This window comes from Brachybacterium aquaticum, from assembly GCF_014204755.1.
Taxonomy (GTDB): domain Bacteria; phylum Actinomycetota; class Actinomycetes; order Actinomycetales; family Dermabacteraceae; genus Brachybacterium; species Brachybacterium aquaticum.
In genome coordinates, this window is the sequence record NZ_JACHLZ010000001.1 from 349124 (window position 1) to 376001 (window position 26878).

At 72.6% G+C, this 26878-nt stretch carries 23 protein-coding genes and 4 tRNA genes; 15 read left to right on the forward strand and 12 right to left on the reverse strand.

From position 1 onward, the window contains the following. The first annotated feature begins 23 nt into the window (after positions 1-23). On the forward strand, positions 24-2420 hold the full coding sequence (locus HNR70_RS01445) for a pyrophosphatase (protein ID WP_184324090.1): 2397 nt from the start codon (positions 24-26) through the stop codon (positions 2418-2420). Here the strand turns inward: HNR70_RS01445 and HNR70_RS01450 are convergent. Further along, a complete protein-coding gene (locus HNR70_RS01450; protein ID WP_184324091.1) occupies positions 2417-2992 on the reverse strand; it encodes a TetR/AcrR family transcriptional regulator in 576 nt (191 codons plus the stop codon). The two genes, HNR70_RS01445 and HNR70_RS01450, sit on opposite strands and share 4 nt — an antisense overlap. A 90-nt stretch (positions 2993-3082) precedes the next feature. Next, positions 3083-3153: transfer RNA gene (locus HNR70_RS01455), tRNA-Gly, on the reverse strand. A gap of 143 nt (positions 3154-3296) precedes the next feature. Between HNR70_RS01455 and dcd the strand changes: the two genes are divergently transcribed. Further along, complete coding sequence (gene dcd / locus HNR70_RS01460) at positions 3297-3890, forward strand: dCTP deaminase (protein ID WP_184324092.1); 594 nt, start codon at positions 3297-3299, stop codon at positions 3888-3890. After that, positions 3887-4690 (forward strand): hypothetical protein, encoded by an 804-nt coding sequence (locus tag HNR70_RS01465; RefSeq protein ID WP_184324093.1) that lies wholly within the window; start codon positions 3887-3889, stop codon positions 4688-4690. Before dcd ends, HNR70_RS01465 begins: the two co-directional genes overlap by 4 nt. Here HNR70_RS01465 and HNR70_RS01470 read toward each other — a convergent pair. Beyond that, on the reverse strand, positions 4687-6039 hold the full coding sequence (locus tag HNR70_RS01470) for an MFS transporter (RefSeq protein WP_184324094.1): 1353 nt from the start codon (positions 6037-6039) through the stop codon (positions 4687-4689). The genes HNR70_RS01465 and HNR70_RS01470 overlap by 4 nt on opposite strands. A gap of 148 nt (positions 6040-6187) precedes the next feature. Here HNR70_RS01470 and HNR70_RS01475 point away from each other — a divergent pair, with 148 nt between their 5' ends. Genes HNR70_RS01475 through HNR70_RS01500 form a run of 6 tightly spaced genes read left to right on the forward strand, consistent with a single transcriptional unit; the run spans position 6188 to position 13060 of the window. Next, positions 6188-9115 (forward strand): Na+/H+ antiporter subunit A, encoded by a 2928-nt coding sequence (locus HNR70_RS01475; RefSeq protein ID WP_246375334.1) that lies wholly within the window; start codon positions 6188-6190, stop codon positions 9113-9115. Continuing rightward, positions 9105-9761: a Na(+)/H(+) antiporter subunit C gene (locus tag HNR70_RS01480; RefSeq protein ID WP_184324096.1), complete on the forward strand. Its 657-nt coding sequence runs from the start codon at positions 9105-9107 to the stop codon at positions 9759-9761. The genes HNR70_RS01475 and HNR70_RS01480 overlap by 11 nt, the downstream gene beginning before the upstream one ends. Next, positions 9758-11368 (forward strand): Na+/H+ antiporter subunit D, encoded by a 1611-nt coding sequence (locus HNR70_RS01485; protein ID WP_184324097.1) that lies wholly within the window; start codon positions 9758-9760, stop codon positions 11366-11368. The genes HNR70_RS01480 and HNR70_RS01485 overlap by 4 nt, the downstream gene beginning before the upstream one ends. Then, positions 11365-11904: a Na+/H+ antiporter subunit E gene (locus HNR70_RS01490; RefSeq protein ID WP_184324098.1), complete on the forward strand. Its 540-nt coding sequence runs from the start codon at positions 11365-11367 to the stop codon at positions 11902-11904. Before HNR70_RS01485 ends, HNR70_RS01490 begins: the two co-directional genes overlap by 4 nt. Next, positions 11901-12473 (forward strand): MrpF/PhaF family protein, encoded by a 573-nt coding sequence (locus tag HNR70_RS01495; protein ID WP_184324099.1) that lies wholly within the window; start codon positions 11901-11903, stop codon positions 12471-12473. The genes HNR70_RS01490 and HNR70_RS01495 overlap by 4 nt, the downstream gene beginning before the upstream one ends. Then, positions 12470-13060 (forward strand): cation:proton antiporter, encoded by a 591-nt coding sequence (locus HNR70_RS01500; RefSeq protein WP_184324100.1) that lies wholly within the window; start codon positions 12470-12472, stop codon positions 13058-13060. Before HNR70_RS01495 ends, HNR70_RS01500 begins: the two co-directional genes overlap by 4 nt. 44 nt (positions 13061-13104) lie before the next feature. Here HNR70_RS01500 and HNR70_RS01505 read toward each other — a convergent pair whose 3' ends face one another. Together HNR70_RS01505 and HNR70_RS01510 are read right to left on the reverse strand one after the other, a co-directional pair. Further along, complete coding sequence (locus tag HNR70_RS01505; protein ID WP_184324101.1) at positions 13105-14778, reverse strand: formate--tetrahydrofolate ligase; 1674 nt, start codon at positions 14776-14778, stop codon at positions 13105-13107. Between the two features lie 136 nt (positions 14779-14914). Beyond that, positions 14915-17206, reverse strand: a complete 2292-nt coding sequence (locus HNR70_RS01510; protein WP_184324102.1) for an MMPL family transporter — start codon at positions 17204-17206, stop codon at positions 14915-14917. 99 nt (positions 17207-17305) lie between these two features. On the opposite strand from HNR70_RS01510, the gene HNR70_RS01515 reads away from it, so the two are divergent. Beyond that, positions 17306-17899 carry a MarR family winged helix-turn-helix transcriptional regulator gene (locus tag HNR70_RS01515; RefSeq protein ID WP_184324103.1) on the forward strand — a complete coding sequence of 198 codons (594 nt, stop codon included), beginning with the start codon at positions 17306-17308 and terminating at the stop codon, positions 17897-17899. Between the two features lie 16 nt (positions 17900-17915). On the opposite strand, the gene HNR70_RS01520 is transcribed toward HNR70_RS01515, so the two are convergent. The 4 genes from HNR70_RS01520 to HNR70_RS01535 all read right to left on the reverse strand — a co-directional run bounded on the left by HNR70_RS01520 (position 17916) and on the right by HNR70_RS01535 (position 19675). Further along, positions 17916-18146, reverse strand: coding sequence for a DUF1129 domain-containing protein (locus tag HNR70_RS01520; protein ID WP_184324104.1), 231 nt, complete (start codon positions 18144-18146; stop codon positions 17916-17918). 178 nt (positions 18147-18324) lie between these two features. Further along, a tRNA-Phe gene (locus tag HNR70_RS01525) sits at positions 18325-18400 on the reverse strand. Positions 18401-18497: 97 nt separating this feature from the next. Beyond that, positions 18498-19517, reverse strand: coding sequence for an NADPH-dependent curcumin/dihydrocurcumin reductase (gene curA, locus HNR70_RS01530; protein WP_184324105.1), 1020 nt, complete (start codon positions 19515-19517; stop codon positions 18498-18500). 84 nt (positions 19518-19601) lie between these two features. Further along, positions 19602-19675: transfer RNA gene (locus HNR70_RS01535), tRNA-Asp, on the reverse strand. 138 nt (positions 19676-19813) lie between these two features. On the opposite strand from HNR70_RS01535, the gene HNR70_RS01540 reads away from it, so the two are divergent. Then, on the forward strand, positions 19814-20716 hold the full coding sequence (locus HNR70_RS01540; RefSeq protein WP_184324106.1) for a glycosyltransferase family 2 protein: 903 nt from the start codon (positions 19814-19816) through the stop codon (positions 20714-20716). Positions 20717-20733: 17 nt separating this feature from the next. Here the strand turns inward: HNR70_RS01540 and HNR70_RS01545 are convergent. Beyond that, positions 20734-20806 (reverse strand) — tRNA-Glu (locus tag HNR70_RS01545). Between the two features lie 121 nt (positions 20807-20927). On the opposite strand from HNR70_RS01545, the gene HNR70_RS01550 reads away from it, so the two are divergent. Beyond that, entirely contained in the window at positions 20928-21293 is a 366-nt protein-coding gene (locus tag HNR70_RS01550) for a metallopeptidase family protein (RefSeq protein WP_184324107.1), read from the forward strand. 25 nt (positions 21294-21318) lie between these two features. On the opposite strand, the gene HNR70_RS01555 is transcribed toward HNR70_RS01550, so the two are convergent. Beyond that, positions 21319-22002 (reverse strand): response regulator, encoded by a 684-nt coding sequence (locus tag HNR70_RS01555; RefSeq protein ID WP_312857539.1) that lies wholly within the window; start codon positions 22000-22002, stop codon positions 21319-21321. Beyond that, positions 21984-23117, reverse strand: a complete 1134-nt coding sequence (locus HNR70_RS01560) for a sensor histidine kinase (RefSeq protein ID WP_184324108.1) — start codon at positions 23115-23117, stop codon at positions 21984-21986. The genes HNR70_RS01555 and HNR70_RS01560 overlap by 19 nt, the downstream gene beginning before the upstream one ends. Positions 23118-23289: 172 nt before the next feature. On the opposite strand from HNR70_RS01560, the gene HNR70_RS01565 reads away from it, so the two are divergent. The 3 genes from HNR70_RS01565 to HNR70_RS01575 all read left to right on the forward strand — a co-directional run bounded on the left by HNR70_RS01565 (position 23290) and on the right by HNR70_RS01575 (position 26840). Beyond that, positions 23290-24252: an ABC transporter ATP-binding protein gene (locus HNR70_RS01565; RefSeq protein ID WP_184324109.1), complete on the forward strand. Its 963-nt coding sequence runs from the start codon at positions 23290-23292 to the stop codon at positions 24250-24252. Between the two features lie 31 nt (positions 24253-24283). Beyond that, complete coding sequence (locus HNR70_RS01570; protein ID WP_184324110.1) at positions 24284-25018, forward strand: ABC transporter permease; 735 nt, start codon at positions 24284-24286, stop codon at positions 25016-25018. 130 nt (positions 25019-25148) lie between these two features. Then, positions 25149-26840 (forward strand): alpha/beta hydrolase, encoded by a 1692-nt coding sequence (locus tag HNR70_RS01575; RefSeq protein WP_184324111.1) that lies wholly within the window; start codon positions 25149-25151, stop codon positions 26838-26840. Positions 26841-26878: the final 38 nt, after the last annotated feature.

Consider the following 26878-nt stretch of genomic DNA (forward strand, 5'->3'; position numbering starts at 1 on the left):
GCACCGCCGTCGGAAGACTCTTCGTGGACCTGATCACGCAATTCCCCCTCGGCGACGACCTCGCCGTCACCCTGCTCGTGCTCGGCGTCCTCGCCGTGGCCGCCCTCGTGGCAGGGGCGATTGTCCCCTCCCGCCTGCGCCGCGACGAGGACTCGACCGAGGTCGACGAGACCCTGGGCCGCCGCCTCGGCGCACCGCTGATGGCGGCCGGCTCGATCCTGCTGTGGGTCGGACTGCCGCTGGCGGTCGTGCTCTACCTCGCCCCCGGCACGACCGACGACCGCATCCTGCGCTCCGCCCTGCTGCTCGTGGGCCTCGCCCTCGGCCCGCTCGCCGCCTGGCGCGGTCTCGCCGTGCAGCTGGCAGCGCTGGGGCTGGACCCCGAGCGGCGCCGCGCCATGGTGCCCCGGCTCGGCGCGCTGACCGTCACCGGCGCGCTCGCCCTCGCCCTGCTGCCGGTCGTCATCGTGATCTGGTTCCTGCAGACCACCGCCGGTCCCGCGCTCGTCGCCCTCGCCGCGGGCGCCGCGATCTCCGCCCTCGTGCTGCGCGCCTGCGCGGCGCCCATCGAGGCCGGGGCCGCCGCGGCCGCGCTCCTCGTCGGCACCGACGAGCACGAGCTCTCGGCCGACGACGAGGACAACCTCGGCGCCCCGCACCTGCGCAGCGCCCGCATGGTGCGCCGCGGCGGTGCGCTCAGCGCCGATCTGGTCGCCGTCGCCCTCGCGGGCGCCGCCCTCGGCGTGCTGCTCGGGGTGCCCGTGCTCGCCGCCGAGGGGTTCATCGTCGTGCTCCTCGCCCTCGGCGTCGCCCTGCTCGCCGCCGCCGCGGCCGCCCTGATCCCGCTGCGCGGCGGACCCGGGCAGGAGCGGGCCTGGCTGCAGATGGGCGGGCTGATCCCCTCCGTGCTCGGCATCGTCGGCGCGACGGTCGCCTCCGCGCTGTGGATCCCCGCCGCGTACAAGGACCTCCGCTTCGAGGACGTGGGCCTGGAGAACTTCACCGACCCCGCGATCACCGGCGGCACCGACACCCCGCGCGAGCAGCTCGAGCCGCAGATCGAGGAGCTCGCCAAGGACCTCTCCTCGGTGATCTCCTCGACCGACGACGGCCAGTACGCCTCGGCGTTCCTGGACCTGTTCGGCCTGTACTCCATCGACCCCGCCACCACGGTCGCCGCCGCGCTCGGCCTCGGCGCGCTGGTCGCGCTCGCGACCGAGCTGCTGCTGGGCTCGACGGGGCGCCGCGGCGGCGCCTCCGTGCTGCGCGCGGCCCGCACCTCCCGCACCGGCGGCGCGCTCGGCACCGCGACCGGGCTCGGCTCCACCGCGCTCATGGCCGCCGGGACGCTCGGCCTCGTCGTGCTCGTCGCCCTCGTGCTCTCCGCGATCTCGGCCGGAGTGCCCTCCCTCGCCCTCGCCCTCGCGGTCCACGCCGGCCTCGGGGCGCTGATCGTCGTCGCCGGCCACGCCGGCGCCCTCATGGCCCCCTCGCTGCTGGACCGCCCCGGCACCGAGGCGGGGCCCAGGCGCGCCGCGGCGGGTGCCGCCACCGGTCCGCTCGGCGCCCTGCTCGTCGCCTCGGTGCTCCTCGCCCTCGGCGCCCTCGCCCCGATCGTCTCCGCCCTCCGCACCGCCCCCCGCGCCGGGACCATCTGGGAGGACCGCGCCCTGCACGCGCTGAGCCCGGCCTCGCCCACCGTGATCGGCGGCCTCGGCCTCGGCGTGGTCGTGGTGCTGCTGATCGGCTCCTCGCTGCTGGATGCCTCCCGTCGTGTCGGCGCCGGCGCCGTGGTCGAGACCCGCGCGAGCATGCTCGAGGGCCGCGCCCGCGCCGACCTTCCCGAGCTCGCCGAGACGGTGCGCCGGGCGAGCCTGACCCCGGTGGTCGTCGCCGTGCTCGGCCCCGTCGTCGCCGGCTTCGGCCTCGGCCCGGCCGCGCTGCCCGCCTACGTGATCGGCGTCGTGCTCACCGGCGCGGGCCTGGGGCTGTGGACCCTCGGCGCATCCTCCACCCTCGCCGGTGCCGCTTCCGTGATCGGCTCGGGCCGCTACGGCGGCGCCGGGTCCTGGGGCCACTCCGGGGCCCTCGGCGGCGCCGTGCTCACCGGGATCCTGCGCTCGGTGCTCGGCTCCATCGCGCTGCCGCTCGCGCTCACCAGCGCCCTGCTCGGCGCGCTCTCGATCAGCGCCGTCGTCTCCCTGAACACCGACGGCACCAGCGTGTTCCTGCGCTGGGGCATCGCCGTGCTCGCGATCATCATCGTCGTGACCTGCTGGGTCATCGCCGCGACCGCCCCCGAGGTCGATCTCGAGGACGAGCAGGAGGGCATCTCGAAGCCGCTCTTCGCCCGCGCCGACGAGACCGAGCCCGCGGACTCGCTGGACGCGATGGACTGGGAGGCGGAGGAGCGCCGCTAGACCGCGGCGCCGAGCCCGCGCAGCACGAAGTCCTCGAGCGCCCCGCGCGCGTAGCGCTTCGCGGAGGAGCCGACCAGCAGGCCGTTGATGATGCGCACCGTCGCATCCACGTCGAGGTCGGCCGCGAAGTCGCCCGCGGCGACCCCGTCGGCCACGATCGTGCGCAGCACGTCCTCGATGAGCACCACGTGCTCGCGCATCCGCGCGGCCGCCTCCGGGGTCAGGGAGGCGCGGCCCGCCGTCTGCGGGACGTGGAAGGACACGTTCAGGTCCAGCTGCGTGCGCACATAGGCGATCGCGGCGTCCCGCGGCGTGGCGGAGTCGCTCACCCCGGCGCGCAGCTGGGCGATGTAGTCGGTCGTCTCGTGGATCGCGTACTCGACCAGCAGCGTCTCGCGGTCGGGGAAGTGGTTGTACATCGCCGTGCGGCCCACCCCGGCCGCGGTGGCGATGCGGGAGAACGTGATCGACTCGAACTCCTGGTCCTCCAGCAGCTCCGCGAGCGCGGCGAAGATCTTCTCGCGCGTGCGCTCCCGATGCTCCTCGAGCGACCCTCCGATGATCTTGGGCATGGCGCATTCTTGCACTTGCGCACGGTCTGACAGAAAACGTCGGCCCCGGGAACGGAGAACGCCGGCCCCCGAAGGGACCGGCGTCGCGAGAGCGGGTGACGGGAATCGAACCCGCGCTGTCAGCTTGGGAAGCTGAAGTTCTACCATTGAACTACACCCGCGAAGAGCCGCCCGACCGGCCAGGATGTCCTGCCGTGCGAGCGAACGGGAGCCAGCATACCCCGATCCGCGAGTGCTCCGCGAACCGGCGACGGGTGGCGGGACCGGGTGCCGCCGCGCCGCGCCGACGATTAGGGTGGGCGCCGTGCTGCTGAGCGATCGTGACATCCGGGCCGAGATCGGTGCCGGCCGGGTCCGTCTGGACCCCTTCGACGACGAGATGATCCAGCCCGCGTCCGTGGACGTGCGGATCGACCGGTTCTTCCGGCTCTTCGACAACCACAAGCATGCGCTGATCGACCCCGCCGTCGAGCAGGCCGACCTCACGCGCGAGGTCGCCGTGGACCCGGACGAGGCGTACATGCTCCACCCCGGCGAGTTCGTGCTCGCCTCGACCTATGAGCGCATCACGCTCCCGGACGACGTCGCCGCGCGCCTGGAGGGCAAGAGTTCGCTGGGCCGGCTCGGCCTGCTCACCCACTCCACGGCCGGGTTCATCGATCCCGGCTTCGAGGGCCACATCACGCTGGAGCTGTCGAACATGGCGACCCTCCCCGTCGCCCTGTGGCCGGGGATGAAGATCGGCCAGCTGTGCTTCTTCCGCCTCTCCAGCCCCGCCGAGCGCCCCTACGGCAGCGCGGGCAACCTCAACCGCTACCTCGGCCAGCGCGGCCCCACCCCCTCGCGCTCCGCCCAGAACTTCCACCGCACCCTGATCCCCGTCGAGGGCGAGAAGTGAGCGGGAACCGCACCCGCCACCGCCTCCAGCTGCCCCGCGACACCGACCCCGCGGACGTGCTCACCATGGTGCGCAACGTGCGCCCCGGGGCCGAGGCCGACGAGGACGGCGCGATCGACCTCGGCGACGATGCGCGCCTGGTGCCGGACCGTTCCCCGCGCGGCGCGGGCCGCTGGACCCTGGACACCCCGCAGGATCGCGAGGACCCGCTGCCGGAGGGCATGACCGACTCCCACGGCTACGGCCGCGCCTTCGAGGACGGCATCCCATTCGGCGTCGAGCGCCGGGCGCTGGACCTCGTGTGGGCGCTCGGACGGCGGCTGTACGGGGCCGTGGTGACAGACGGTCATGTGCGCCTCGAGCCGCACCCCTTCCACGTCCGGGACCTCACGGTCACGAGCCCCCACGCCCTCGCCCCCGAGTCCCTCGCGCAGCTGATCGCCCCGCTGGAGCCCGAGGCGGAGCTGGATGCGGTGCCCGAGGGCGCCGAGCGCACCGGCTACTCCCTGAGCGCCCCGCTGCCCGGCGGGGACGTGCTCGAGCTCCGCGTGGGCCGCACCGTGCGGCCCATGGCGCTCACGGCGCTCGGCTGGCTGGACGACGCGGTGGACTACCAGCTCGTGCACGTCCCGGCCGACGAGGAGGAGGACGCGATCGAGGTGCCCGACCTCGACACCTCCGCCCGCTGGGAGGAGGCGTACCGGCGCATCGGCCGGATCGCCGAGGCGCTCGTCGAGACCGTCGGCGGGTACGTCACCGATCCCGACGGGTTCCTGGTCGACCCCGCGGACCTCGGCTAGCGGGCCGTCCGGACGGTCGTCGCGGCGCGCCCGGCGGCACCGAGCCGGATCGGCACGAAGGCCACGAGGCCCAGCGCGACCACGATGACGATCCCGAGGATGCCCGTGCGGGTGTCCTGGAAGATCGCCACGGTCGCGGAGAAGGCGGCGGTGCCGAGGAAGCCGAGCGCCCGACCGGTCGTGGCGTAGAGCCCGAAGTTCTCGGTCTCCCGGCCCGGCTGCGAGAGGCGGGTGAGCAGGTTCCGCGAGGCGGACTGCACGGGGCCGACGAACAGACAGATCGCCAGGCCCGCCACCCAGAACACGGCTGTCGATCCGAAGGCCAGGACCACCAGGCCCAGCACGATGATCCCCGCGCAGCCGCCGATGATCACGGGCCGCGGGCCCACGCGGTCGTCGATCCGCCCGCCGAGGAACACCCCGATGCCGGCGACGAGGTTCGCGGCGATGCCGAAGATGATGATCTCCACCGTGGAGAAGCCGTACGCGTTCGCGGCGAGCACGCCCGCGATCGAGAACACCGCCCCGAGGCCGTCGCGGTAGATCGCGGAGGCCACAAGGTACTGCAGCATCACGGGCTCCTCGCGGAAGGCCCGGATCACGCGGCGCACGATGCTCGCGTAGCCCTGCCACGGGTTCCACCTCTCCTCCGGCGCGGACGCGGGATGGCGCGGGGCGCGGAGCATGAGGGGGAGGGTGCCCACCAGGATCCACAGCGCCACGAACAGCGGGATCGCCCGGTAGTTCCAGCCGTTCTCGTCCGTGATCCCGAGGATCCCGGTGCCCGGCATGACGAACAGCACCAGCACCATGCCCAGGCACACGATCGAGCCCCAGTAGCCCACCGCCCACGCGGTTCCCGAGATCCGTCCGCGGTTCTCGGGGGTGGAGATCTCCGGCAGCACCGAGTTCACGAACACCCCGGCGAGCTCGCTGAACACCACCGCCAGCGCGATCAGCACCGCCCCGAGGGTGAGGTAGTCGGAGTCCAGCGCCACCAGCGGCATGAGCGCCACGACCACCACGGTCGCGATCGTCGTCACCCGCAGCAGCATGTTGCGGGCCCCGCCGCGGTCGGCGAGGTTGCCCAGCAGCGGGGCGAGCAGCGCGATGGCGACCGCGCCGATCGACTGCCAGGTGGTGAGCACCTGCGAGCCGTGGTCCTGGGCGGCCTTGATCGCCTCGTCGCCCACGGCGCCCTCGGCCGCGACGGCGCTGGCGACATAGGTCGCGAACACGAAGGTGAGGATCACGGAGCTGAAGGCGCTCATCCCGCCGTCCCACAGGGCGAAGGGGATGACGGGGGGACGCTTCCGTGCAGCGGCCTGCGGGGCCGAGGGCGTGGTCATGAGCACACTCTACGGAGGGCGGATCCCCGCCGGGGATCAGGACGGCCTCGGGGCGGCATCAGGACCGGTCCAGGAAGTGGACCCCGCTTCCCGTAGTATGGCCACGGCCCCTTTCCTCCCCGCGCCGGACGGAGTCTCCGTGATCACGATGCTGCTCGCCCACCTCGTGGCGGCGCTCGTGGCTCCGATCCTGGTCCGCGCCGTCGGCCGCAACGCCTTCTACCCGCTGGCCCTCGTGCCCGCGGCGTCCGCTGTGTGGCTGGCGACGATCGACCCGCGCACGCTGGGGGAGGCGCCGCGCGAGGTCGCGGTCCCCTGGATCCCCGCCTTCGGCATCGACCTCGCCTTCCGCCTGGACACCCTCAGCTGGGTGCTCGCGCTGATCGCGACCGGCATCGGCGCGATCGTGCTGCTCTACTGCGCCCGCTACTTCAAGGACACCGAGCCGGGACTGGGCCGCTTCGCCGCCGTGCTCACCGCCTTCGCCGGCGCCATGGTGGGCCTCGTCCTCGCGGACGACGTCATGGTGATCTACACCTTCTGGGAGCTCACCACCGTCTTCTCCTACCTGCTGATCGGGCACTACCAGGACAAGCAGGCCTCGCGCCGCGCCGCCCTGAACGCCCTGATCTCCACCACCGCCGGCGGTCTGGCGATGCTGGTGGGCCTGCTGATGGTCGCCTCCTCCGCCGGGACCCTGCGCCTGAGCGCGATCGTCGCGGACCCGATGTGGCAGGACCCGGGCCCGTACCTCATCACCGCAATGGTGCTGATCCTCGCTGGCGCCACCACCAAGTCCGCGCTGCTGCCCACCCACTTCTGGCTGCCGGGCGCGATGGCCGCACCCACCCCGGTCTCCGCCTACCTGCACGCCGCGGCGATGGTGAAGGCCGGTGTGTACCTCATCCTGCGCCTCGCCCCGGCGCTCACCCACCTCGAGATCCTCTCGATCATCCTCGCGGTGCTCGGCGCGGCGACGATGCTGCTGGGCGGCTGGCGGGCCCTGCGTCAGACCGACATCAAGCTCCTGCTCGCCTACGGCACCGTCTCCCAGCTCGGCTTCCTCGCGGCGGTGGCGGGCCTGGCCACCCACGACGCGGTGATGGCGGGCCTCGCGATGCTGATCGCCCACGCCGTGTTCAAGGCGCCGCTGTTCATGGTCGTCGGCATCATCGACAAGAAGTTCGGCACCCGCGACCTGCGCGTCCTGTCGGGCGTCGGGAAGGCGGCGCCCGTCGTCGCCGTGATCGGCATCGTCTCGGCCGCGTCCATGGCCGCGGTCCCGCCGCTGTACGGCTTCGTCGCCAAGGAGTCGATCTACACCGCGCTGTGGGAGGCGGGCGGCTGGCAGCGAGGGCTGCTGTTCGCCCTGGTCGCCGGCTCGGTCCTCACCGTCGCCTACTCCTGGCGCTTCGTGGTGGGCGCCTTCGGTCCCGCCCCGGGCGCGCCCCGCGTCGCGTCGGCGAGGATCCCGGTCCTGTTCTGGCTGCCGCCGGCAGTGGTGGCGCTCGGCACCGTCGCCCTGCCCTTCGTCACCGCCCCGCTCGAGGAGGTGCTGCGCGCCTACTCCTCCGTGCTCCCGGAGACCGGTGAGGGCATCTACCTCGCCGTCATCCCTCACCTGGGCGTGCCGCTGCTGCTGTCGCTGGTGACCCTCGGCCTCGGCGCGGCCCTCTGCGCGGTCGCGAAGCCCTTCGCGAAGCTGCAGAAGAAGGTCTCGCCGCTCACCTGGGCGTCCGAGGGCGCGATGGACGCCTTCGACGCCGAGCGCGGCTTCCGCCGCATCCTGCGCAGCACCGACGCGCTGTCCGTCGCGATCACCCCGCTCTTCCAGCGCGGCTCCCTGCCCTACACGCTCGGCACCATGCTCGTGGTGCTGGTCGCGCTCGTCGCGCCCGTCGCCCTCACCCAGTCGCCGCTGCCGGACAACCTCGTGCTCTTCCAGCACCCGGCCGAGATGCTCGTGCTGCCCGTCGCCGCGCTCGCCGCGATCGGTGCGGCCCGCTCCCGCCGCCGCCTGCGCGCCGTCTTCCTCATCACCGTCACCGGCTACGCCGTCGCGGTGCTGTTCCTGGCCGCCGGTGCGCCGGACGTCGCCACCACCCAGGTGCTCGTCGAGACGGCGATGACCGTCGTGCTCGTGCTCGTGCTGCGCCGCCTGCCCATCCACTTCTCCCGCCGCCCCCTGCGGATCGGCTCCTGGGGCCGCTGGGGGATCGCGATCGCCACCGCGCTCGTGCTGTGCGGCGGGACCCTCTACGCGGCCGACGCCCGCTACCGCGAGGCGCTCGGCAAGGGCCTCATCGAGCCGGCCTACGAGCAGGGCGGCGGGCACAACGTCGTCAACGTGACCCTCGTGGACGCCCGCGTCTGGGACACCATGGGCGAGATCTCGGTGCTGCTCGTGGTCGCCACCGGCGTCGCCTCCCTCATCTTCGTCACGCGTCGCGAGCGCCCCATCGCCCGCGTGCGCGACATCGACTCCTCGCGCACCTCGATCTGGCGCCGCCGCGCGGACTCCGACCTGCCCCAGAACGCCCTGGACTTCGACGCGCGCCCCGACGAGGTCGCCGGCGGCAACCGCTGGCGCACCTGGCTCTCGGCCGGGCTGACCCTCGCCCCCGAGCGGCGCATGGTGATCCTCGAGGTCATCACTCGCATCGTCTTCCCGATGATGATGATGTTCTCGGTGTACCTGCTGATGGCCGGGCACAACCTGCCCGGAGGCGGCTTCGCCGGCGGTCTCGTCGCGGGCCTCGCGCTCGCCGTGCGCTACCTCGCCGGTGGCCGCTACGAGCTCTCCGAGGCGATGCCCCTGCAGGCAGGCTTCGTGCTCGGCGCCGGCATGGCGCTCGCCGTGGCCTCCGGGGTGCTGCCCGTGTTCTTCGGCGGCACCATCTTCGCCCAGGTCACGCCCGTGGTGGACGTGCCGCTCCTCGGCGAGCTGAAGTTCCCGATCGCGCTGCTGTTCGACCTCGGCGTGTACCTCGTGGTGGTCGGCGTGATGCTCGACTTCCTGCGCACCCTCGGCGCCCAGATCGACCAGCAGCAGGAGGCCGACGCCGATGCCCGTTAGCCTCGCCCTCCTGCTCACCGCCGGCGTGCTCATCGCCTGCGGCATCTACCTGGTGCTCGAGCGCACCCTCACCCGCATCATGCTCGGCTTCGTGCTCGCCGGGAACGGCGTGAACCTGCTGTTCATCGTCGCGGCCGGACCGATCGGCGCGCCGCCCTTCGAGGGCAGCGGCGATCCCGAGCAGATGACCGACCCGCTCCCGTTCGCGATGGTGCTCACCGCCGTCGTCATCACCCTCGGCGTCACTGCCTTCGGCATGGCACTGGCCTATCGAGCCTGGCAGCTGTTCGGCCACGACGAGGTCCCCGACGACGTCGAGGACCGCCGCGTGCTGCGCCGTCGGCGCCGCCGCACCGAGGACGCCGAGCACCTGCCCTGGTCGCAGGCGCTCAGCGAGGAGGCCCGCCGCGGCGCCCTTGCCCAGTCCCAGGGCCTGGGGGAGCGGCCCCACGAGGAGGACCCGCTGGGCGCCGACCTCACCAGCGCCGAGGACGTCCCCCAGGACGCCACCGAGGCCGACGAGGGCGAGGCCGCACCGTCCCGCCCCGGCTCCGGCACCGGCCGCGGGCACCGCCCGGTCCCGCCCGGCGCGGGACCGGCGACCGAGCCCGGACGAGAGCACACCGACGGACGGGGGGACGCATGAGCATCGAGATGCTCCTGGCCCTGCCCGTGATGCTGCCGCTGCTGGGCGCGGCGACCACGCTGCTGCTGCGCCATCACACGAAGATCCAGCTGTGGCTGGCGATCCTCACCCTGGTCTCGATCTTCGTCATCGCGATCGTGCTGGGCTGGCACGTCAACCAGGAGGGGGTGCTGGTCCTCCAGATCGGCACGTGGACCCCGCAGCTGGGCATCGTGCTGGTCGCCGACCGGCTCACGGCCCTGATGCTCGTCGTCTCCAGCTTCGTCACCCTCGCGGTACTGGTCTATTCCAGCGCCCAGAGCGTCAGCGAGAACGTCGAGCGCACCCCGGTGGCGATCTACCACCCCACCTACCTCACGCTCGTGGCGGGCGTGTCGATGGCCTTCCTCGCCGGCGACCTGTTCAACCTCTACGTCGGCTTCGAGGTGCTGCTGGCCTCCAGCTACGTGCTGCTCACCCTCGGCGGCTCCGCCAGCCGCGTCCGCGCCGCGACGACCTACGTGATCGTCTCCGTACTCAGCTCGATCATCTTCCTCTCGGCGATCGCGGCCGTGTACGCCGCCGTCGGCACCGTGAACATGGCCGAGCTCGCCGTGCGCCTGGACGGTCTCGAGCCCGGCACCCGGATGATCCTCGAGCTGATGCTGCTGGTCGCCTTCGGCATCAAGGCCGCGATCTTCCCGCTGAGCGCCTGGCTGCCGGACTCCTACCCGACCGCGCCCGCCCCGGTCACCGCCGTGTTCGCGGGCCTGCTCACCAAGGTCGGCATCTACGCGATCCTGCGCCTGGAGACCCTGCTCTTCCCCGCCTCCCAGATCTCCGCGCTGCTGCTGGCCGCGGCGGCGCTGAGCCTGATCATCGGCATCCTCGGCGCGGTCGCGCAGACGGACCTCAAGCGCGTGCTGTCCTTCACGCTCGTCTCCCACATGGGCTACATGCTCTTCGGCATCGGGATGAGCACGCAGCTGGGCATGGCCGCGACGATCTACTACGTCGCCCACCACATCACCGTGCAGTCCACGCTGTTCCTCGCCGCCGGGCTCATCGAGCACCGCGGCGGGACGACGAACCTCGCCAAGCTCGGAGGCCTGCAGAAGCTCGCCCCGCTGATCGCGGTGCTGTTCTTCATCCCCGCCATGAATCTCGCCGGCATCCCGCCGTTCTCCGGGTTCATCGGCAAGGTGGGCCTGATCGAGGCAGGCATCGAGTTCGACCGCACCTCCGGCTGGATCCTCATCGCCATCAGCGTGATCACCTCGTTGCTGACCCTGTACGCGATCGCGAAGATCTGGAACCGCGCCTTCTGGCAGGAGCCGAGCGAGGAGATCGTCGCCCGCGACGTGCAAATGCCGAAGGTGATGACCGGCGCGACCGCCGCGATGATCGCCTTCTCTCTCGCGCTGACCGTCTTCGCCGGCCCGATGATGACCTACGCGGACGAGGCCTCCCACTCGGTGCTCCAGCGCACCCCGTACGTCGGCGCCGTGATCGGCGACGAGGCCGCGGGGGAGCTGCGCTACCGCATCGACGACGAGGGCCACCGCCTGGACGACGGGGTCGTGGTCGAGGACGGCGCGACCGACACCGGTGAGGGGGCCGACGGATGATCGCGCGACGCCTGAAGGACCTCCGCGGCTCCTGGATGTGGATGCTCACCGCGGTCGTGCTGTGGTGCCTGCTGTGGGGCGGGATCGACCTCAAGAACGTGCTCGGCGGTCTCATCGTCGCCGTGCTCGTGTTCGTCCTGTTCCCGATGCCGCCCACCGGCCACGAGCTGACCCTGCGCCCGCTGCGCTTCATCGCCTTCGTGCTGCGCTTCCTGCTGGACCTGTGCGTCTCCGCGGTGCAGGTGGGCTACTGGGCGCTGCGCCCCGGCCCCCAGCCGCCCAGCTCCGTGATCGCGGTGAAGATGGCCTCCCGCTCGGACTTCTTCCTCACCTTCACCGGCGTGCTGTGCACCCTGATCCCCGGCTCGGTCGTCGTCGAGGCGCAGCGCGCCACCGGCACCCTGTTCCTGCACACCTTCAACGCCGGCACCCCCGAGGCCGTGGAGAAGGCCCGGCGCGACGTCCTCGCCCAAGAGGAGCGGCTGCTGTGGGCCGTCGGCCGCCGCGAGGTGCTCGAGGAGGCGGGTCTGCGATGAGCGCCTTCGACATCGTCCTGGTCGTCTACGGCGCGATCCTCGCCCTCGCCGCGCTCGCGGTCGTCTTCCGCATGATCGTGGGCCCCACCATCCTGGACCGCGCGATCTCCAGCGAATCCCTGGTCACCCTCGTGGTGATGGGCATGGCGATCTACACCGCGCACGCGCAGGCCGCCTGGGCGGGCCCCGCGATGCTGAGCCTGACGGGCCTGGCCTTCGTCGGCAGCGTCACCTTCGCCCGCTTCGTCGCCCGCGAGGACCCGATGCAGGGACGGCGCCCCCACCCCGAGGAGCCCTCCACCGACACCGGCCCGCACGAGGCGATCCACGCCGAGCCCGGCGAGCAGACCGCGGACGGCCTGCCCGCGCCGCACCCGTCGGCCCCCGAGGCCGCGCCCCTGTCGGCCGACGACCCCGAGGAGGATTCCGAGCACCCCGGCGAGCCGCTGCCGCCCGCGGGCGGGGACGGCGCCGCGGATGGCGCCGACGACGGCTCCGAGGTCGGCTTCGGCGCGGAGTCGGGCAGCTCGCGAGGCTTCGAGGACGACTGGACGGAGGAGCGGCGATGAGCGCGGTCGAGATCGTGGCCGCGGTGCTGATGGGCGCCGGGCTGCTGCTGGGCGTGGTCGCCGCGATCGGCCTGAACCGCTTCGACGGGGTGCTCATGCGCATCCACGCCGCGTCCAAGCCGCAGGTGCTGGGCCTGATCCTGGTCTTCGCCGGGGCGTCGCTCGCCGCCGGGTCCTGGTCGCTGGCCGCGTTCCTGCTGGTGGTGCTGCTCGCGCAGATGCTCACCGTGCCGGTGGCGAGCGTGATGGTGGGCCGTGCGGCCTTCCGCCGCGGCTTCGTACGCGGCGGTGACTATGCGATCGACGAGCTCAGCGACCGCCTGGCCTCCCCGTCGGACGACGATGACGACGAGGACGGCTTCGTGGACGAGGAGGACGACGACCACGAGGGCATGGCCGACGCCGGCGGCGACCGCTTCCCGGAGAACACCGTCACCGACGCGGTCCCGGCGATCACCGGCCACAACTGGGAGGAGCCCGAGGAGGGCGCCGACGAGGTCGAGGACGAGGACGTCATCGACATCGACCTGGACGACGAGACCGAGCTCGAGGCCGAGGAGGTCGCCGAGCGCGACCAGCGGCGCTGAGCACCGCCGGTCGCGAAGGGCGACCCCGCGCGACCGGCTGCGCGTCAGAACAGGCCGACGGACTCCCCGGACTCGGTGACGCCCATCCGCAGGGCGGCCGGCTCCTTGGGCAGGCCCGGCATGGTCATGATCGCGCCGGTGAGGGCGACGACGAAGCCCGCGCCGATCTTGGGGACCAGGTCGCGCACGTGCAGCACGAAGCCGGTGGGCGCGCCGAGGGCCTTGGGGTCGTCGGAGAAGGAGTACTGCGTCTTCGCGACGCACACGGGCAGGGTGTCCCAGCCGTTGCGCTTGAGCATCCGCAGCTGTGCGGGGGCCTTGTCCTCGAAGACCACGTCGTCGGCGCCGTAGATCTCCTTGGCGAGGGTGCGCAGGGAGTTCTCGATCCCGTCGGCCGGGTCGTAGAGCGGGTGGTAGGAGGGGCTGTCCTCCTCGATCGCGGCGAGCACCTGCTCGGCCACGGCCTTGCCGCCCTCGCCGCCCTTGGCCCACACCTCGGACAGCGCCGCGCGGAAGCCCTGCTCCTTCGCCCAGGCGAGGACGCCCTCGAGCTCCGCCTCGGTGTCGGTGGGGAAGCGGTTCAGCGCGATGACCGGCTCGATGCCGAACTTGCGCAGGTTCTCGACGTGGCGGGCGAGGTTCGCGGTGCCCTTCAGCGCGGAGTCGAGGTCCTCGGTGCCGAGGTCCTCCTTGGCGACGCCGCCGTGCATCTTCAGTGCGCGAACGGTCGCGACGACCACGGCGGCGTCGGGATGGAGACCGCCGAGGCGGGACTTGATGTCGAGGAACTTCTCCGCGCCGAGATCGGAGCCGAAGCCTGCCTCGGTCACGGTGATGTCCGCGAGGGAGAGCGCGAGGCGGGTCGCGGCGAGGGAGTTGCAGCCGTGGGCGATGTTCGCGAAAGGCCCGCCGTGCACGAGGGCGGGCGTGCCGCCGAGGGTCTGGACCAGATTCGGCAGCAGGGCGTCCTTGAGCAGCATGGTGATCGCGCCGCCCACCTGGAGATCGGCGACGGTCACCGGGGTGCGGTCGCGGCGGTAGCCGACGACGATGGCGTCGATGCGGCGCTGCAGGTCCGCGAGATCTGTCGCGAGGCACAGGATCGCCATGATCTCGGAGGCGACGACGATGTCGAATCCGTCCTCGCGGGGGACGCCCTGCCCGGTCCCGCCGAGCCCGATGACGACCTGGCGCAGGGCGCGGTCGTTCACGTCGACGACCCGCTTCCACTGGATGCGGCGCGGGTCGATGTCGAGCTCGTTGCCCTGCTGGAGGTGATTGTCGACCAGGGCCGCGAGGGTGTTGTTCGCGATCTGGATCGCGTGGAAGTCGCCGGTGAAGTGGAGGTTGATGTCCTCCATCGGCACCACCTGCGAGTAGCCGCCGCCGGTGGCGCCGCCCTTGACGCCCATGATCGGGCCGAGTGCGGGTTCGCGCAGGGCGACCATCGTGCGATGGCCGAGCAGCGAGAAGGCGTCGGCGAGGCCGACGGTGGTGGTGGATTTGCCCTCGCCCGCGGGGGTGGGCGACATGGCGGAGACCAGCACGAGGCGTCCCGTGCGCCCCGTCGGCTCCATCGCGCGGACGTCCACCTTGGCCTTCGTCGTGCCGTAGGGGATCAGGGCCTTCTCGGGGATCCCGGCGCGCTCGGCGATCTCGCGGATCGGCAGCAGGGTCGCCGCCTGGGCGATCTCGAGATCCGGGTTCTGGGCTGACATCGTCGTCCTCCAGGGGATGGTCGGGTCCGGGGTTCTCCCGGGGGTCCCCCTCAGCCTAGGAGGCGCGGCCGCTCGCCGCGGTCGCTCCGGGAGGACCTGCGGAGCGACCGCGGCGAGCGGTGGTGGAGCGCCCGGCTCACGGCTTCCCGCGCCGCCACAGCGCCGAGGGCCACCAGATGACCCGACCGAGGTCGAGGGCGAGGGCCGGCACCAGCAGGGTGCGGACCACGAAGGTGTCCAGCAGGACGCCGAGGGCGACGATGAACGCGATCTGGGCGAGGAACAGGATCGGGATCACCCCGAGGGCCGCGAAGGTCGCCGCGAGCACCAGGCCGGCGGAGGTGATGACCCCGCCGGTCACGGCGAGCCCGCGGACCACCCCGTCCCGCGTCCCGTGCCGCAGGGACTCCTCCCGCACCCGGGTCATGAGGAAGATGTTGTAGTCGATCCCGAGGGCGACGAGGAACACGAAGCCGTACAGGGGGACGGCGGGATCCGCGCCGGGGAAGCGGAACACATGCTCGAACACGATCGCGGAGATCCCGAGCGCCGTCGCGAAGGACAGCACCGTCGTGGCGATCAGCAGCAGCGGGGCGAGGATCGCGCGCAGCAGCAGCATGAGGATCACCGTGATCACCACGAGGACGATGGGGATGATCAGCGCGCGGTCGTGCACGGACGTCTCGTCCGTGTCCAGCGCGGTCGCCGTGGAGCCGCCGACCAGGGCGGGCAGATCCTGCGCCGCGAGCTCGCCGCGCAGCTCGCGGACCGTCTCCTCCGCCGCGAGGGAATCCGGCGCGCTGGACAGCGTCGCCTGCAGCAGCACCTGCCCGTCGACGACGGTCGGTTCGGGGGCGGGGCTCCCGGGCGGGCCGAGGGGCTGGATCCCGTCGGCGGTCACCGGGGCGGAGCCGCTGGGGGAGTCCGCGGCGGTCACCGCGACGGAGTCGATGCCGTCGGCCGCGAGCAGCAGCTCCGCCGTGGCCTCCAGGTCCGCTTCCGGGACGAGCACCTGCACAGGGGAGCCGGCACCGGCGGGGAAGTGCTCGCCGAGGACGGCCTGCCCCTCCCGGGCCGCGGACTCCCCGAGCACCAGATCCGACTGCGGGACCCCGTCGGCCTCGAGCTGGACCAGGCCGATCCCGCCGACGGCGAGGACCAGCGCGGTCAGCACCCACACAGGGCGCGGGCGGCGGCGGACGGCGCGGGCGATGCGCTCCCAGACGCCGTGGCCCGACGTGCCGGTCTCGGCCCCGCCGTCGGCCCCGGTCTCGAGCCGCGGCCGACGGGGCCAGAACGCCGTACGGCCGAGGAGCAGCAGCGCGGCGGGGAGGAAGGTCAAGGCGGCCGCCATCGCGAACAGGATGCCGACCGCGGCGACCGGTCCGAGGGAGCTGTTGGAGCGCAGGTCGGAGAGCAGCAGGCACAGCAGTCCCGCGATCACCGTGCCGCCCGAGGCGAGGACGGGCTCGATCGTGCCGCGCAGGGCCCTCGTGGTGGCCGTCCAGCGGCTCGCGGTGCGGCGCAGCTCGTCGCGGTACCGGGCGACGTAGAGCAGGGAGTAGTCGGTGGCCGCGCCGATCACCAGGATGAACAGGATGCCCTGGGTCTGGCCGGACAGCAGCAGCACATCGGCGGCGGCCAGGTGCCAGATCAGCAGCAGCGCCGCGCACAGGGCGGACATGCTGGTGGCGAGCACGACGGCGGGCAGCAGCAGCGAGCGGTAGACCACCACCAGGATCAGCAGCACGGCAGCGAGGGCGACGCCCAGCAGCAGGCCGTCGATCCCCGCGAAGGCCTCGGCGAGATCGGCGGAGAAGCCCGCGGGCCCGGTGACGTACCCGGTGAGGCCCGGCGGCAGATCGGCCTCGAGCTCGGCCCGGATGGCGGTGGTCGCCTCGGCGAGGTCCGTCTCGGCGTCCAGCGGCACGAACACCTGGACCGCGAGTCCGTCCTCGGAGGTGATCGGCGGGGAGATGTCGCCGCGGACCTGCTCGAGCTGGGCCAGATCGGCGGTGGCCTGTTCGATCGCCGCAGAGGACTCCGCGTCGATCGCGGTGGGGGAGGTGATGACGATGATCGCGGGGATCGCATCGGAACCGGTGAACTCGGGGGCGAGCTGCGCGACGCGGGTCGCCTCGGAGGACTCGGGCAGATAGGCCGTGCGGTCGTTCGAGGAGACCTCGTCGACCCGCCCGAAGTAGGGGCCGCCCACCCCCGCGAGCGCGAGCCAGCCGACGATCAGCAGCGCCGGCAGCAGGATGCGCAGCGCCCGGGGCGTGCGGGGCAGGTCCCGGCGATGCCGACGCCCGCCGCTCTGCGGCGAGCCGGCGTGCGCAGAGGCTCCACCCGACGGGGCGCCAGGACCGGCAGGGTCGGGGGAAGCGGGGGAAGAGGACGAAGCGGGGGAGGAGGCGGAGTGCGGCATGGTGTGTCCCTTCGCGAACGGAGTCGGCCCATTCTCGCACACATTGCTAGCTTGGCTAGATATCTACCTGGTGAGAGAGGTGGGGCTACCATGGCTCCCATGGCAGCTGATCCCGGGAGTGAGCGACAGCGGACCGACCCCGACCTCGGGACGTCGCTGTTCAGCCTCGCGGCGAGCGATCCCCGCGGAGAGCTCGTGGACCGCAGCGGACTCGCCGACGAGGACGTGGCCCAGATCGACGCGGTCATGGCCGCTCTCGTGCGTCTGCGTGCCGCCGAGAAGGCGCTCGCCGAGGCGTCGCTGCGCTACATGGAGCTGGGCGAGACCGACATGCGGGCTCTGCACGTGCTGATCGTCGCCGGGAACAGGGGGACGCCTGCCACCCCCGGTTCCCTCGCGCGTGCCCTCGGGATCTCCACCGCCTCGACCACCAAGCTGCTGGATCGTCTCGAGCGGGCGGGTCACGTGCGGCGCGAGCCCCATCCGTCGGACCGCCGCGCCACGGTGCTCGCGGTCGAGCCGTCGACCCGCGCCGCCGCCCTGCGCACGGTCGGAGCGCAGCAGGCCCGCCGGGTCGAGGCCGCTCGTCGGCTCGCTCCCGGGGAGCGCCGAGTCGTCATCGACTTCCTCGAGGACATGGCGCAGCGGCTCTCGATGGACGGGGTGGACTGGGCCGAGTCCGCGGAGGATTGACGCTCCGCCTCGGGGCTCAGCGCCGCAGGGAGCGGCCCCAGCCCGAGCGGGCGTGGAGCAGGGCGAGGGTCGCGAAGACCGCAGCGGCGAGCCCCAGTAGCACCATCGAGGGGATCGATCCGGTGGGCAGCGCCGAGCTGCCGAGCGCGATCGCGAGCCAGGCGACGGCGACCGCACCGCACAGGATCGCGAGGCGGCGATGCAGCGAGCGGGCCCGGGGCCCGTCGGGATCGGCATTGCGAGGCATGAGCTGCTCCTGCGGATCGGTCCGGCGTGACGGGACCATTCCACGGCACCCGTCGGTCGCGCGCGACGGGGAGGACTCCCCATCCCCCCGGGGGACAGCCCCCAGAGGACGCGCCGCCGGAGGTCGAGCCGACCCCCAGGAACGACGAAGCCCCCTGGGTGACCAGGGGGCTTCGGGGTGGTGGCTCCGACCGGCGTCGATCCGGTGACCTTTCGATTTTCAGTCGAACGCTCTACCAACTGAGCTACAGAGCCGTGGTCGCCGTGGCGACCGAGGACAAGCGTAACAGTCCTCGTGCTGTCGGCTGAACCCGAGCGGCCCCGGTGAGAGGCAGACCACGGCGATCCGTGCTCAGGCGACCTTGATGAGCGTCTTGCCGAGGTTGTCGCCGCGCAGCATGCCCACGAAGGTCTCGGGCGCGCGGTCCAGTCCCTCGGTGACGTCCTCGGTGTAGAGCACCTGCCCGCTCGCGATCCAGCCGCTCATCTCGCGCTGGAAGTCCGCGAACATCGTCGGCGCGAACTCGCGCTGGATGAAGCCGCGCACGGTGAGGCTCTTCGAGAGGATCTGCCCCATGAGGGCGCCGCTGCGGTCGGGCCCCTCGGGCAGGGAGGTGGCGTTGTAGTTCGCGGCCAGTCCGCACACGGGCACGCGCGCGAACTCGTTCAGCAGCGGCAGCACGGCGTCCCAGACCGCGCCTCCCACGTTCTCGAAGTACACGTCGATGCCGTCCGGCGCGGCCGCGGCGAGGCGGCCGGGCAGGTCCGGGGCGCGGTGGTCGAGCGCGGCGTCCAGGCCCAGCGCCTCGAGGTGGGCGGCCTTGCGCTCGCCGCCGGCGATGCCGATCGCGCGGGCGCCGCGGAGCCTGGCGATCTGGGCGACGGCGGAGCCGACGGGTCCGGCCGCCGCGGCGACGGCGAGGGTCTCGCCGGGCCGCACTTTCCCGATCGCGGTGAGGCCCGCGTAGGCGGTGAAGCCGGGCATGCCGAGCACGCCGAGGGCGGTGGAGATCGGGGCGGCCGACGGGTCCAGCTTGCGCAGCGCGGAGACGTCCTCGACGCTGTACTCCTGCCAGCCGCCGTAGCCGAGCACGATGTCGCCGGGGGAGAGGGCGTCGGACTCGGCGGAGACCACCTCGGAGACGGTCCCTCCCACGATCACGTCGCCCACCTCCATGGGGGCGGCATAGGACTTCGCGTCGCTCATGCGGCCGCGCACGTAGGGGTCCAGGGAGATCCACAGGGTGCGCAGCAGGGCCTGGCCGGGCCCGGGAGCGGGGAGCGGTGCCTCGTCGCGGAGGAAGTCGGACTCGACCGGGACTCCGTGGGGGCGGGCGGCGAGGCGGATGCGGTGGTTCGTGGTGGTGCTCATCCCTCGAGGGTAGGACCTGAGCGTGAACGTACGCCGAGCACGACGAAGGCCCCGGAACGATGTTCCGGGGCCTTCGTGGAGGGGCGACCCTGACCGGGCTTGAACCGGCGACCTCCGCCGTGACAGGGCGGCACTCTAACCAACTGAGCTACAGGGCCTCTCTCGTCTCCGGGCCTCTCGGCCTTTCGACTCGGATAACTCTACCGGAGGTTTTCGGGGCTCACGACCACTTTCGGTGTGACCCCTCTCGCACCTGATCGAGTGGCCGGTGCACAGGTGCTCGCTACGCTCTGCGCATGAGCGTGAAGTCCTCCGTGAGGCGCTGGATCGTCAGGCATCGTCCGCTGCAGCTGCGCACCCAGCGAGCCATCACGCTGCCACGCCTCCCGCGCCGCGCGCGCCAGGTCGGCTCGGTCTGGGCCGTGTCCCTGGTGCGGAACGAGGCCGACGTCATCGGACTGACGGTGCGGAACCTTCTCGCCCAGGGTGTGGACGGGGTGATCGTGCTCGATCATCTCTCGACCGACTCCACGCGCGAGGTGCTGGCCGGGATCACCGCCGAGGATCCTCGCGTCCATCTCGGGACGTATCAGGATCCTGCGCACCGTCAGGCCCGGGTGATGTCGTACCTCGCCGATCGGGCCCGACGCGCCGGGGCGGACTGGGTCGTACTGTTCGACGCCGATGAGTTCTGGTGTGCGCAGGGCGGGACCGTGGCTGAGGTGCTCGGGGGGATAGAGGGGGCCCGCGTCGCGGCGGCTGCGCTCCATGACGCGCATCCGGACGGACCGGAGGGTGTCGATCTCACGGCGGCGGGGAGCCGCCTCCTGGTGGAGACGGAACCGAACACGGAGAAGGTCGCCATCCGGCCGGAGGGCTGGGCGTGGGTGGACATGGGCAACCACAGCGCACTGGACCTGGCCCGTTCCGCACCGTCCGAACTGCGGATCCTCCACATCCCGTACCGCAGCCTCGGGCAGATGCGGGCCAAAGCGGTCAACGGGGCGGCCGCTGTGCGCGCTGATACCGAGTTCGGGCCACGCGTCGCGGATCACTGGAAGCGGCTCGCGGATTACGACGGCGAGATCGAGCGGGAATGGGCTGAGGCGACGGCACCCCGCCGACCCGTGGCCGAGATCGGGGTCCCTGCTCCCGGGGCGACCTGGGAGGACGTGCTCGGCGGCGGCACGACATCGTGACAGCGGCCGAGTGACAGTACCCCCAACGGGATTCGAACCCGTGTCGCCGGCGTGAAAGGCCGGTGTCCTGGGCCACTAGACGATGGGGGCCCGGGCAGAGAACTGCCCGCACAGAGCATACCCACCCGTCGGCCGCCCTCGCCTCGGAGTTCCGCGCCGATGCGTCCTATCCGACACCGCCGGGCGTGCGCCGGCGTGGTTCGATGGGCAGATGATCGAGATCAGCCGCGAGGAGTTCGAGGAGGCGGTCGACGACGCCCTGGACTCGCTGCCGGACGAGGTGGCCCGCGCGATCGCCGAGGCGAACGTGGTGATCCTCGTGGAGGAGGAGCCGAGCCGTGAGCAGTCCGCCGGCACCGAGCTGCTGGGGCTGTACGAGGGGATCCCGCTGGACAGGCGCAGCGTCTTCGACGGGTACCGCCAGCCGGACCGGATCTTCGTCTTCCGCGGCCCGCTGCAACGCATCTCCCGCACCCGCGAGCAGCTGGTCCACCAGATCGCGGTGACCGTGCTGCACGAGCTCGGGCACCTGTTCGGCATCTCCGACGAGCGCCTCCACGAGCTGGGCTGGGGCTGAGTCCATCCCAGCCCCGACCGCGCCGTCAGACCTGGTCGACGTCGAGGTCGGTGAGCCCGGCCTCGTGGGCGATGATCGCGATCTGCACGCGGTTGGTGCAGTCGAGCTTCGCGAAGATCTTCGAGACGTGCGCCTTCACGGTCGCCTCGCTCATGAACAGCCGCATCCCGATCTGGGCGTTGGACAGCCCCGCGCCGACCGCGCCGAGCACCTCGGTCTCGCGCTCGGTGAGCTGGTCCAGGCCCGGGTGGCGCTCCTGACGGGAGCCGGGGTTCGCGTCGGAGAAGTGGGTGAGCATGCGCCGGGTGACGGTGGGGGAGAGCATCGCCTCGCCGCCGGCGACCACGTGCACGGCACGGGCGAGGTCCTGCGGCGGGGTGTCCTTGAGGAGGAAGCCGCTGGCCCCGGCCTCGAGCGCCTGGAAGACGTACTCGTCCATGTCGAAGGTGGTGAGCATGATGATCTTCGGCGGGTTCGGCAGGGCCGTCACGGCCTTGGTCGCCGCGATCCCGTCGAGGGTCGGCATGCGCACGTCCATGAGGAGCACGTCGGGGCGATGCTTCTGGACGAGCGTGACCGCCTCGGATCCGTCGGCCGCCTGCCCGACCACCTCGATCTCGGGGTCGGCCCCCAGGATCATGGCCAGGCCCGCGCGCACCAGCGAGTCGTCGTCGATCAGTCCCACGCGCGTCACGTCGTCGTCGGCCACGGGATCACCGCCCTCACTTCGAATCGTCCGTCGTCGGTGGGTCCCGACGTGATGGTGCCGCCCGCATGCGTCACGCGGGTCTCGATGCCCGACAGGCCCATCCGCGCACCCGGCAGATCGGTCGTGAACCCCTTGGGGAGCACATTACTGACCTCGATCACGAGGTCGGTGCCGGGCTCGCCGATCAGTGCGACCCGCGCCTTCGTGTGCCGTGCGTGCTTGTGGATGTTGGTCAGCCCCTCCTGGACCACGCGGTAGGCGGTGCGGGCCAGCGGATCGGGGACGGGGTCGTCGATGAAGTCGAACAGGTCCACCGCCACGCCCGCGTCCTTGGACTCATCGACGAGCTTGCGCACGTCCTCCCAGGTGGGCTGCGGGGCCAGCGGCGCCTGCTCCCCGTCGCCGCGCAGCACCCCCAGCACCTCCCGCAGCTCGGACAGGGCGGTGGTGGCGGTGCCGCGGATCAGCGCGGCGGACTGCTGGACCTGCTCGCGCTCCAGGTTCGGGTTCACCTCGAGCGCCCCGGCCTGCAGGGCGACCAGCGAGATCTTGTGCGCGACGATGTCGTGCATCTCCCGGGCGATGCGGGTGCGCTCGGCCCGTCGGGCCTGCTCCTCCGCGGCGGCGCGCCCGGACTCGGCCTGCTCGGCCCGCTGGCGCAGCTCCGCCAGCAGCGTGCGCCGCACCGCGGTGTACATCCCGATCGCGGCCGAGGCGGCGACGATCAGCAGCGTCAGCACCATCCCCATGATGCTCGCCTGCGGCTCGGCCTTCAGCTGCACGAGCGCGGGCACGGAGGAGGCGAGCGCCGAGAGGAGAGCGAACAGCACCGTCAGCAGGCGGCTCGAGGAGCGGGTGGCGAAGGCGTAGGTCGCGATGATCAGCACGGTCACCGACATGGCCGCGGCATTCGCCGCCGCGACCAGCGGCAGCAGCCAGCGCCAGTGCCGGTGGCGCAGCAGCAGCGCCGCGCCGAGCACGAGGGCGAGCAGGCCCCGCACCAGGCCCATCCACGTGGTGGACAGCAGCAGCTGCGCGATCGCCTCGGCCGTGACGGCGACGAGGATCGCCGCCTCCTGCCAGCGCTGCCGCGCCGGAGCTCCCTGGTGGTCCACGGCGCCACTGTACCGACGGGGCGGGCGACGAAAGGCGGACGAAGGGCGGCGGCGCGGCCGACGGAGGTCGGTGCCCCCGGGCCCTCCGGCCCGGGCCCGACAGACCTTCGTCAGTCAGGCGCGCGCCGGGGGTCGGTGTCGGCCGACGGGGACCGGGGAGGACGCTTCAGCCATGAGCCACGACGAGCCCCACGAGACCGACGAGACCCCTGCCGCCGCCCCCGCCCTCGAGGTGCGCGGACTGACCAAGCGCTACGGCGACCGCACGGCCGTCGACGACCTCACCTTCTCCTGCCGCCCCGGCACCATCACCGGATTCCTCGGCCCCAACGGCGCCGGCAAGTCCACCACCCTGCGGATCCTCACGGGCCTCGCCGACGCGGATCACGGCGAGGCGCTCGTGAGCGGTCGCCGTTACCGCACCCTGCGCCGCCCCGCCCGCGAGATCGGCGTCATGCTCGACGCCCGCGCCCTGCACGGCGGCCGCACCGGCATCGAGACCCTGCGCCTGGCCGCGAGGACGGTCGGCATGCCGAGAGGCCGCGCCGAGGAGGTGCTCGCGATGGTGGGCCTCGAGGGTGCGGCGAAGGTCCGCGTGGGCGGCTACTCCTACGGCATGCGCCAGCGGCTCGGGATCGGGACGGCGCTGATCGGCGACCCCGACGTGCTCGTGCTCGACGAGCCCGCCAACGGCCTGGACCCCGAGGGGATCCGCTGGATGCGCCGCCTGCTGCGCTCCTTCGCGGATGCCGGCGGCACCGTGCTGCTCTCCAGCCACCAGCTGCGCGAGGTCGAGGCGACCGTGGACCGGCTCGTGGTGATCTCCCGCGGCCGGCTGGTGCGCGAGGGGACCCTCGCCGACCTCACCGCCGTCACCGGCACCCGCGTCGCGAGCGCGGACATGCCGGCGCTCGTGCGGGCCCTGGACCTCCACGGCATCGCCCACGAGCTGCGCGCCGGCGGTGAGCTCGTCGCGAGCCTCAGCCCCGAGGACATGGGCCGCCTCGCCCTGCGCGAGCAGCTCGTGCTCACCGCGCTCGGCACCAGCGAGGGCAGCGGCCTCGAGGAGGTCTTCTTCCAGCTCACCGGCGAGGGCGAGCCCGCCCTCGCTCCGGCCACCGCCGCCGCGGCCTGATCCGCGACCCACCCGCTCAAGGAGCCCTCCCATGCGACCCGACCTCGACCTGCGCGCCGCCCTCGACACCCGCGGCGCCGCGATCCTGCTGACCCTGTCCCTGTTCGCCCTCGCCGGCACCGCCGCGCTCGGCGGCCTCCTCCAGCCCTCCCTCATGGAGGGCCGCACAAGCGACGTCGAGCTGACCGTGGTGCTCATGACCCTGCCCCTCGCGCTCATCCTCCCGGCAGTGATCGTGCCGGTCGTGGCGGGGGAGTGGTCCGACCGCTCCATCCAGAACACCTTCCTCCAGCGCCCCGGCCGCGCCGGCGTGCTCGGCTCCAAGACCCTCACGGCGCTGGTCCTCGCCGCCGGGATCGTGCTGGTCACGGTGCTGCTCGCGCTCGGGGCGACCTGGGTGGGCGGCGAGCTGCTCGGCGAGGGCGCGATCCTCTCCACCCTCGACGGCGTGCTGACCACGCAGCTCGCCGTGCTCGGCGCGACCGTGCTGCTGTCCCTCTCCATGGGGATCCTGCTGCAGTCCACCGTGCTCGGCATCGTCGCCGCGATCGGCATCCCGTTCGTCGTCTCGACCGCGGGGACGCTCGCCGTCGCCTTCGGCTCCGAGACCCTCGCCGAGATCGTGCGGGCCCTGGACCTCACCGCCGCCGCCGTGGCGCTCGCCGAGGGGCGCGCCGGTGCGTTCGAGCTGCTGCCGCTGGTGCTGCTGGTGCTCCTGCCCGCCGTGCTCGGCACCCGGCGCTGGATGCGGCGCGAGATCGCCTGAGCGGGAGCCTGGGACCCTCCCGCCCGAGGTCCGGCCTAGGATGGCCGGACCCTGCACCCCACTGGACACCGCACCCCACCGGACCCCGCATCCCACCGGACCCCGCACCCCACCGGACAAGGAAGACCGCATGGCCCTCGCCTCCCGTGCCCGCCGCCCCCTCACCCGCCTCGCTGCGGCGGCGGCCGCGACAGTGCTGCTGCTGAGCGGCTGCACCGACGCCGGAGGAGGCACCGGCGCCAACGGGGCCAGCGACGGCGGAAGCTCCTCCTCGTCGGCCGACGGGGGCGACACGGGCACCCAGGACGACCAGGGCACCCAGGACGACCAGGGCACCCAGGACGACCAGTCGGCGGGCCCCGCGCTCCAGGAGGTCGGCGAGTCCGCCGCGATGGGCATCGACGGCGACCCCGCGAGCGATCCGGCGTACGAGACCTACTACTCCCAGCAGATCCAGTGGGGCGCCTGCGAGGGCATCGAGGTCGACGGCGCCGAGTGCGGCACGATCACCGTGCCGCTGCAGTGGAACGACCCCGGTGCCGGGGACATCGACATCGCCGTCGGCCGCATCGCCGCGACCGGCCGGAGCGAGGGCTCCCTGGTCATCAACCCCGGCGGACCCGGCGGCTCCGGGGTGAACTTCCTCGAGTCCGTGCCGTACCTGATCTCCCAGGGCGTCCGTGCCCAGTACGACATGGTCGGCTTCGACCCGCGCGGCGTGAACCGCTCCGCCCCCGTCGAGTGCCTCGACGACGCCGAGACCGACGAGTACCTCGCCGCCACCGGCGAGCCCGGCAGCGAGGACGGCGACGCGCTCGCCGAGGAGTGGGGCACGCGGGTCGTCGAGGCCTGCGAGGCCAACTCCGGCGACGTGCTGCCCTACGTCGACACGTACTCCGCCGCCCGCGACATGGACGTGCTGCGCGCGGCGCTGGGCAGCGAGCAGCTCGACTACCTCGGCTACTCCTACGGCACCTACCTCGGCGCCAGCTACGCGGACCTGTACCCCGAGCGGGTGGGGCACTTCGTGCTCGACGGCGCCCTGGACCCCAGCATCTCGATGAACGAGTTCTCCGCCGGCCAGGCCGAGGGCTTCGAGCACGCCACCGACGCGTTCGTCGCCGACTGCCTGAACGCCGGCGAGGAGTGCCCCTTGCGCGGCAACGCCGCCGAGGCCAAGCAGCAGCTGCTGAACTTCTTCGCCGGCGTGGACGAGTCACCGCTGACCACCACCGATCCCGACCGGCTGCTCACCGGTGCGCTCGCCCGCTCCGCCTTCCTCGTCCTGCTCTACGAGGACTCCCTGTGGCAGATGGGCCGCGAGGCCCTCTCCTCCGCCATGAGCGGCGACGGGGCGCCCCTGCTGAACATCGCCGACCTCTCCTCCGAGCGCTCGGCCGACGGCACCTACCGCACCAACGCGACCTTCGCGATCTCCGCCGTGAACTGCCTGGACCACCCCGGTGTCGCCGACGAGCAGTGGGTCGAGCAGGAGGCCGAGCGCCTCGCCGAGCTGTACCCGACCTTCGGCCCGATGCTCGGCGGTCAGGGCTGCGCCCTGTGGCCCGAGGAGCCGGTGCGCGAGCCCGCGCCGATCAGCGCCGAGGGCGCCGGCCCCATCGTCGTCATCGGCACCACCGGCGATCCCGCCACCCCCTACCAGTGGTCCGAGAGCCTCGCCTCCCAGCTCGACGACGCGGTGCTGCTGACCCATCAGGGCAACGGCCACACCGCCTACGGCCGCTCCGGCGGCTGCATCGAGGAGCAGGTCGACGCCTACCTCCTCCAGGACACGGTCCCGGAGGACGGCTTCACCTGCTGACGGGGGCGACCGGGGTGACGGGGATCGCCCCGGACAGC

Bases quoted from the DNA above. Each gene is read 5' to 3' on its own strand.
- HNR70_RS01510 (WP_184324102.1), bottom strand. From the start codon at position 17,206: ATGCCGCACTCCGCCTCCTCCCCCGCTTCGTCCTCTTCCCCCGCTTCC.
- HNR70_RS01520 (WP_184324104.1), bottom strand. From the start codon at position 18,146: ATGCCTCGCAATGCCGATCCCGACGGGCCCCGGGCCCGCTCGCTGCAT.
- HNR70_RS01550 (WP_184324107.1), top strand. From the start codon at position 20,928: ATGATCGAGATCAGCCGCGAGGAGTTCGAGGAGGCGGTCGACGACGCC.
- HNR70_RS01570 (WP_184324110.1), top strand. From the start codon at position 24,284: ATGCGACCCGACCTCGACCTGCGCGCCGCCCTCGACACCCGCGGCGCC.
- HNR70_RS01475 (WP_246375334.1), top strand. From the start codon at position 6,188: ATGCTGCTCGCCCACCTCGTGGCGGCGCTCGTGGCTCCGATCCTGGTC.
- HNR70_RS01565 (WP_184324109.1), top strand. From the start codon at position 23,290: ATGAGCCACGACGAGCCCCACGAGACCGACGAGACCCCTGCCGCCGCC.
- HNR70_RS01490 (WP_184324098.1), top strand. From the start codon at position 11,365: ATGATCGCGCGACGCCTGAAGGACCTCCGCGGCTCCTGGATGTGGATG.
- HNR70_RS01470 (WP_184324094.1), bottom strand. From the start codon at position 6,039: ATGACCACGCCCTCGGCCCCGCAGGCCGCTGCACGGAAGCGTCCCCCC.
- HNR70_RS01450 (WP_184324091.1), bottom strand. From the start codon at position 2,992: ATGCCCAAGATCATCGGAGGGTCGCTCGAGGAGCATCGGGAGCGCACG.
- curA (WP_184324105.1), bottom strand. From the start codon at position 19,517: ATGAGCACCACCACGAACCACCGCATCCGCCTCGCCGCCCGCCCCCAC.
- HNR70_RS01485 (WP_184324097.1), top strand. From the start codon at position 9,758: ATGAGCATCGAGATGCTCCTGGCCCTGCCCGTGATGCTGCCGCTGCTG.
- HNR70_RS01480 (WP_184324096.1), top strand. From the start codon at position 9,105: ATGCCCGTTAGCCTCGCCCTCCTGCTCACCGCCGGCGTGCTCATCGCC.
- HNR70_RS01540 (WP_184324106.1), top strand. From the start codon at position 19,814: ATGAGCGTGAAGTCCTCCGTGAGGCGCTGGATCGTCAGGCATCGTCCG.
- HNR70_RS01515 (WP_184324103.1), top strand. From the start codon at position 17,306: ATGGCAGCTGATCCCGGGAGTGAGCGACAGCGGACCGACCCCGACCTC.
- HNR70_RS01505 (WP_184324101.1), bottom strand. From the start codon at position 14,778: ATGTCAGCCCAGAACCCGGATCTCGAGATCGCCCAGGCGGCGACCCTG.
- HNR70_RS01495 (WP_184324099.1), top strand. From the start codon at position 11,901: ATGAGCGCCTTCGACATCGTCCTGGTCGTCTACGGCGCGATCCTCGCC.
- HNR70_RS01500 (WP_184324100.1), top strand. From the start codon at position 12,470: ATGAGCGCGGTCGAGATCGTGGCCGCGGTGCTGATGGGCGCCGGGCTG.
- HNR70_RS01575 (WP_184324111.1), top strand. From the start codon at position 25,149: ATGGCCCTCGCCTCCCGTGCCCGCCGCCCCCTCACCCGCCTCGCTGCG.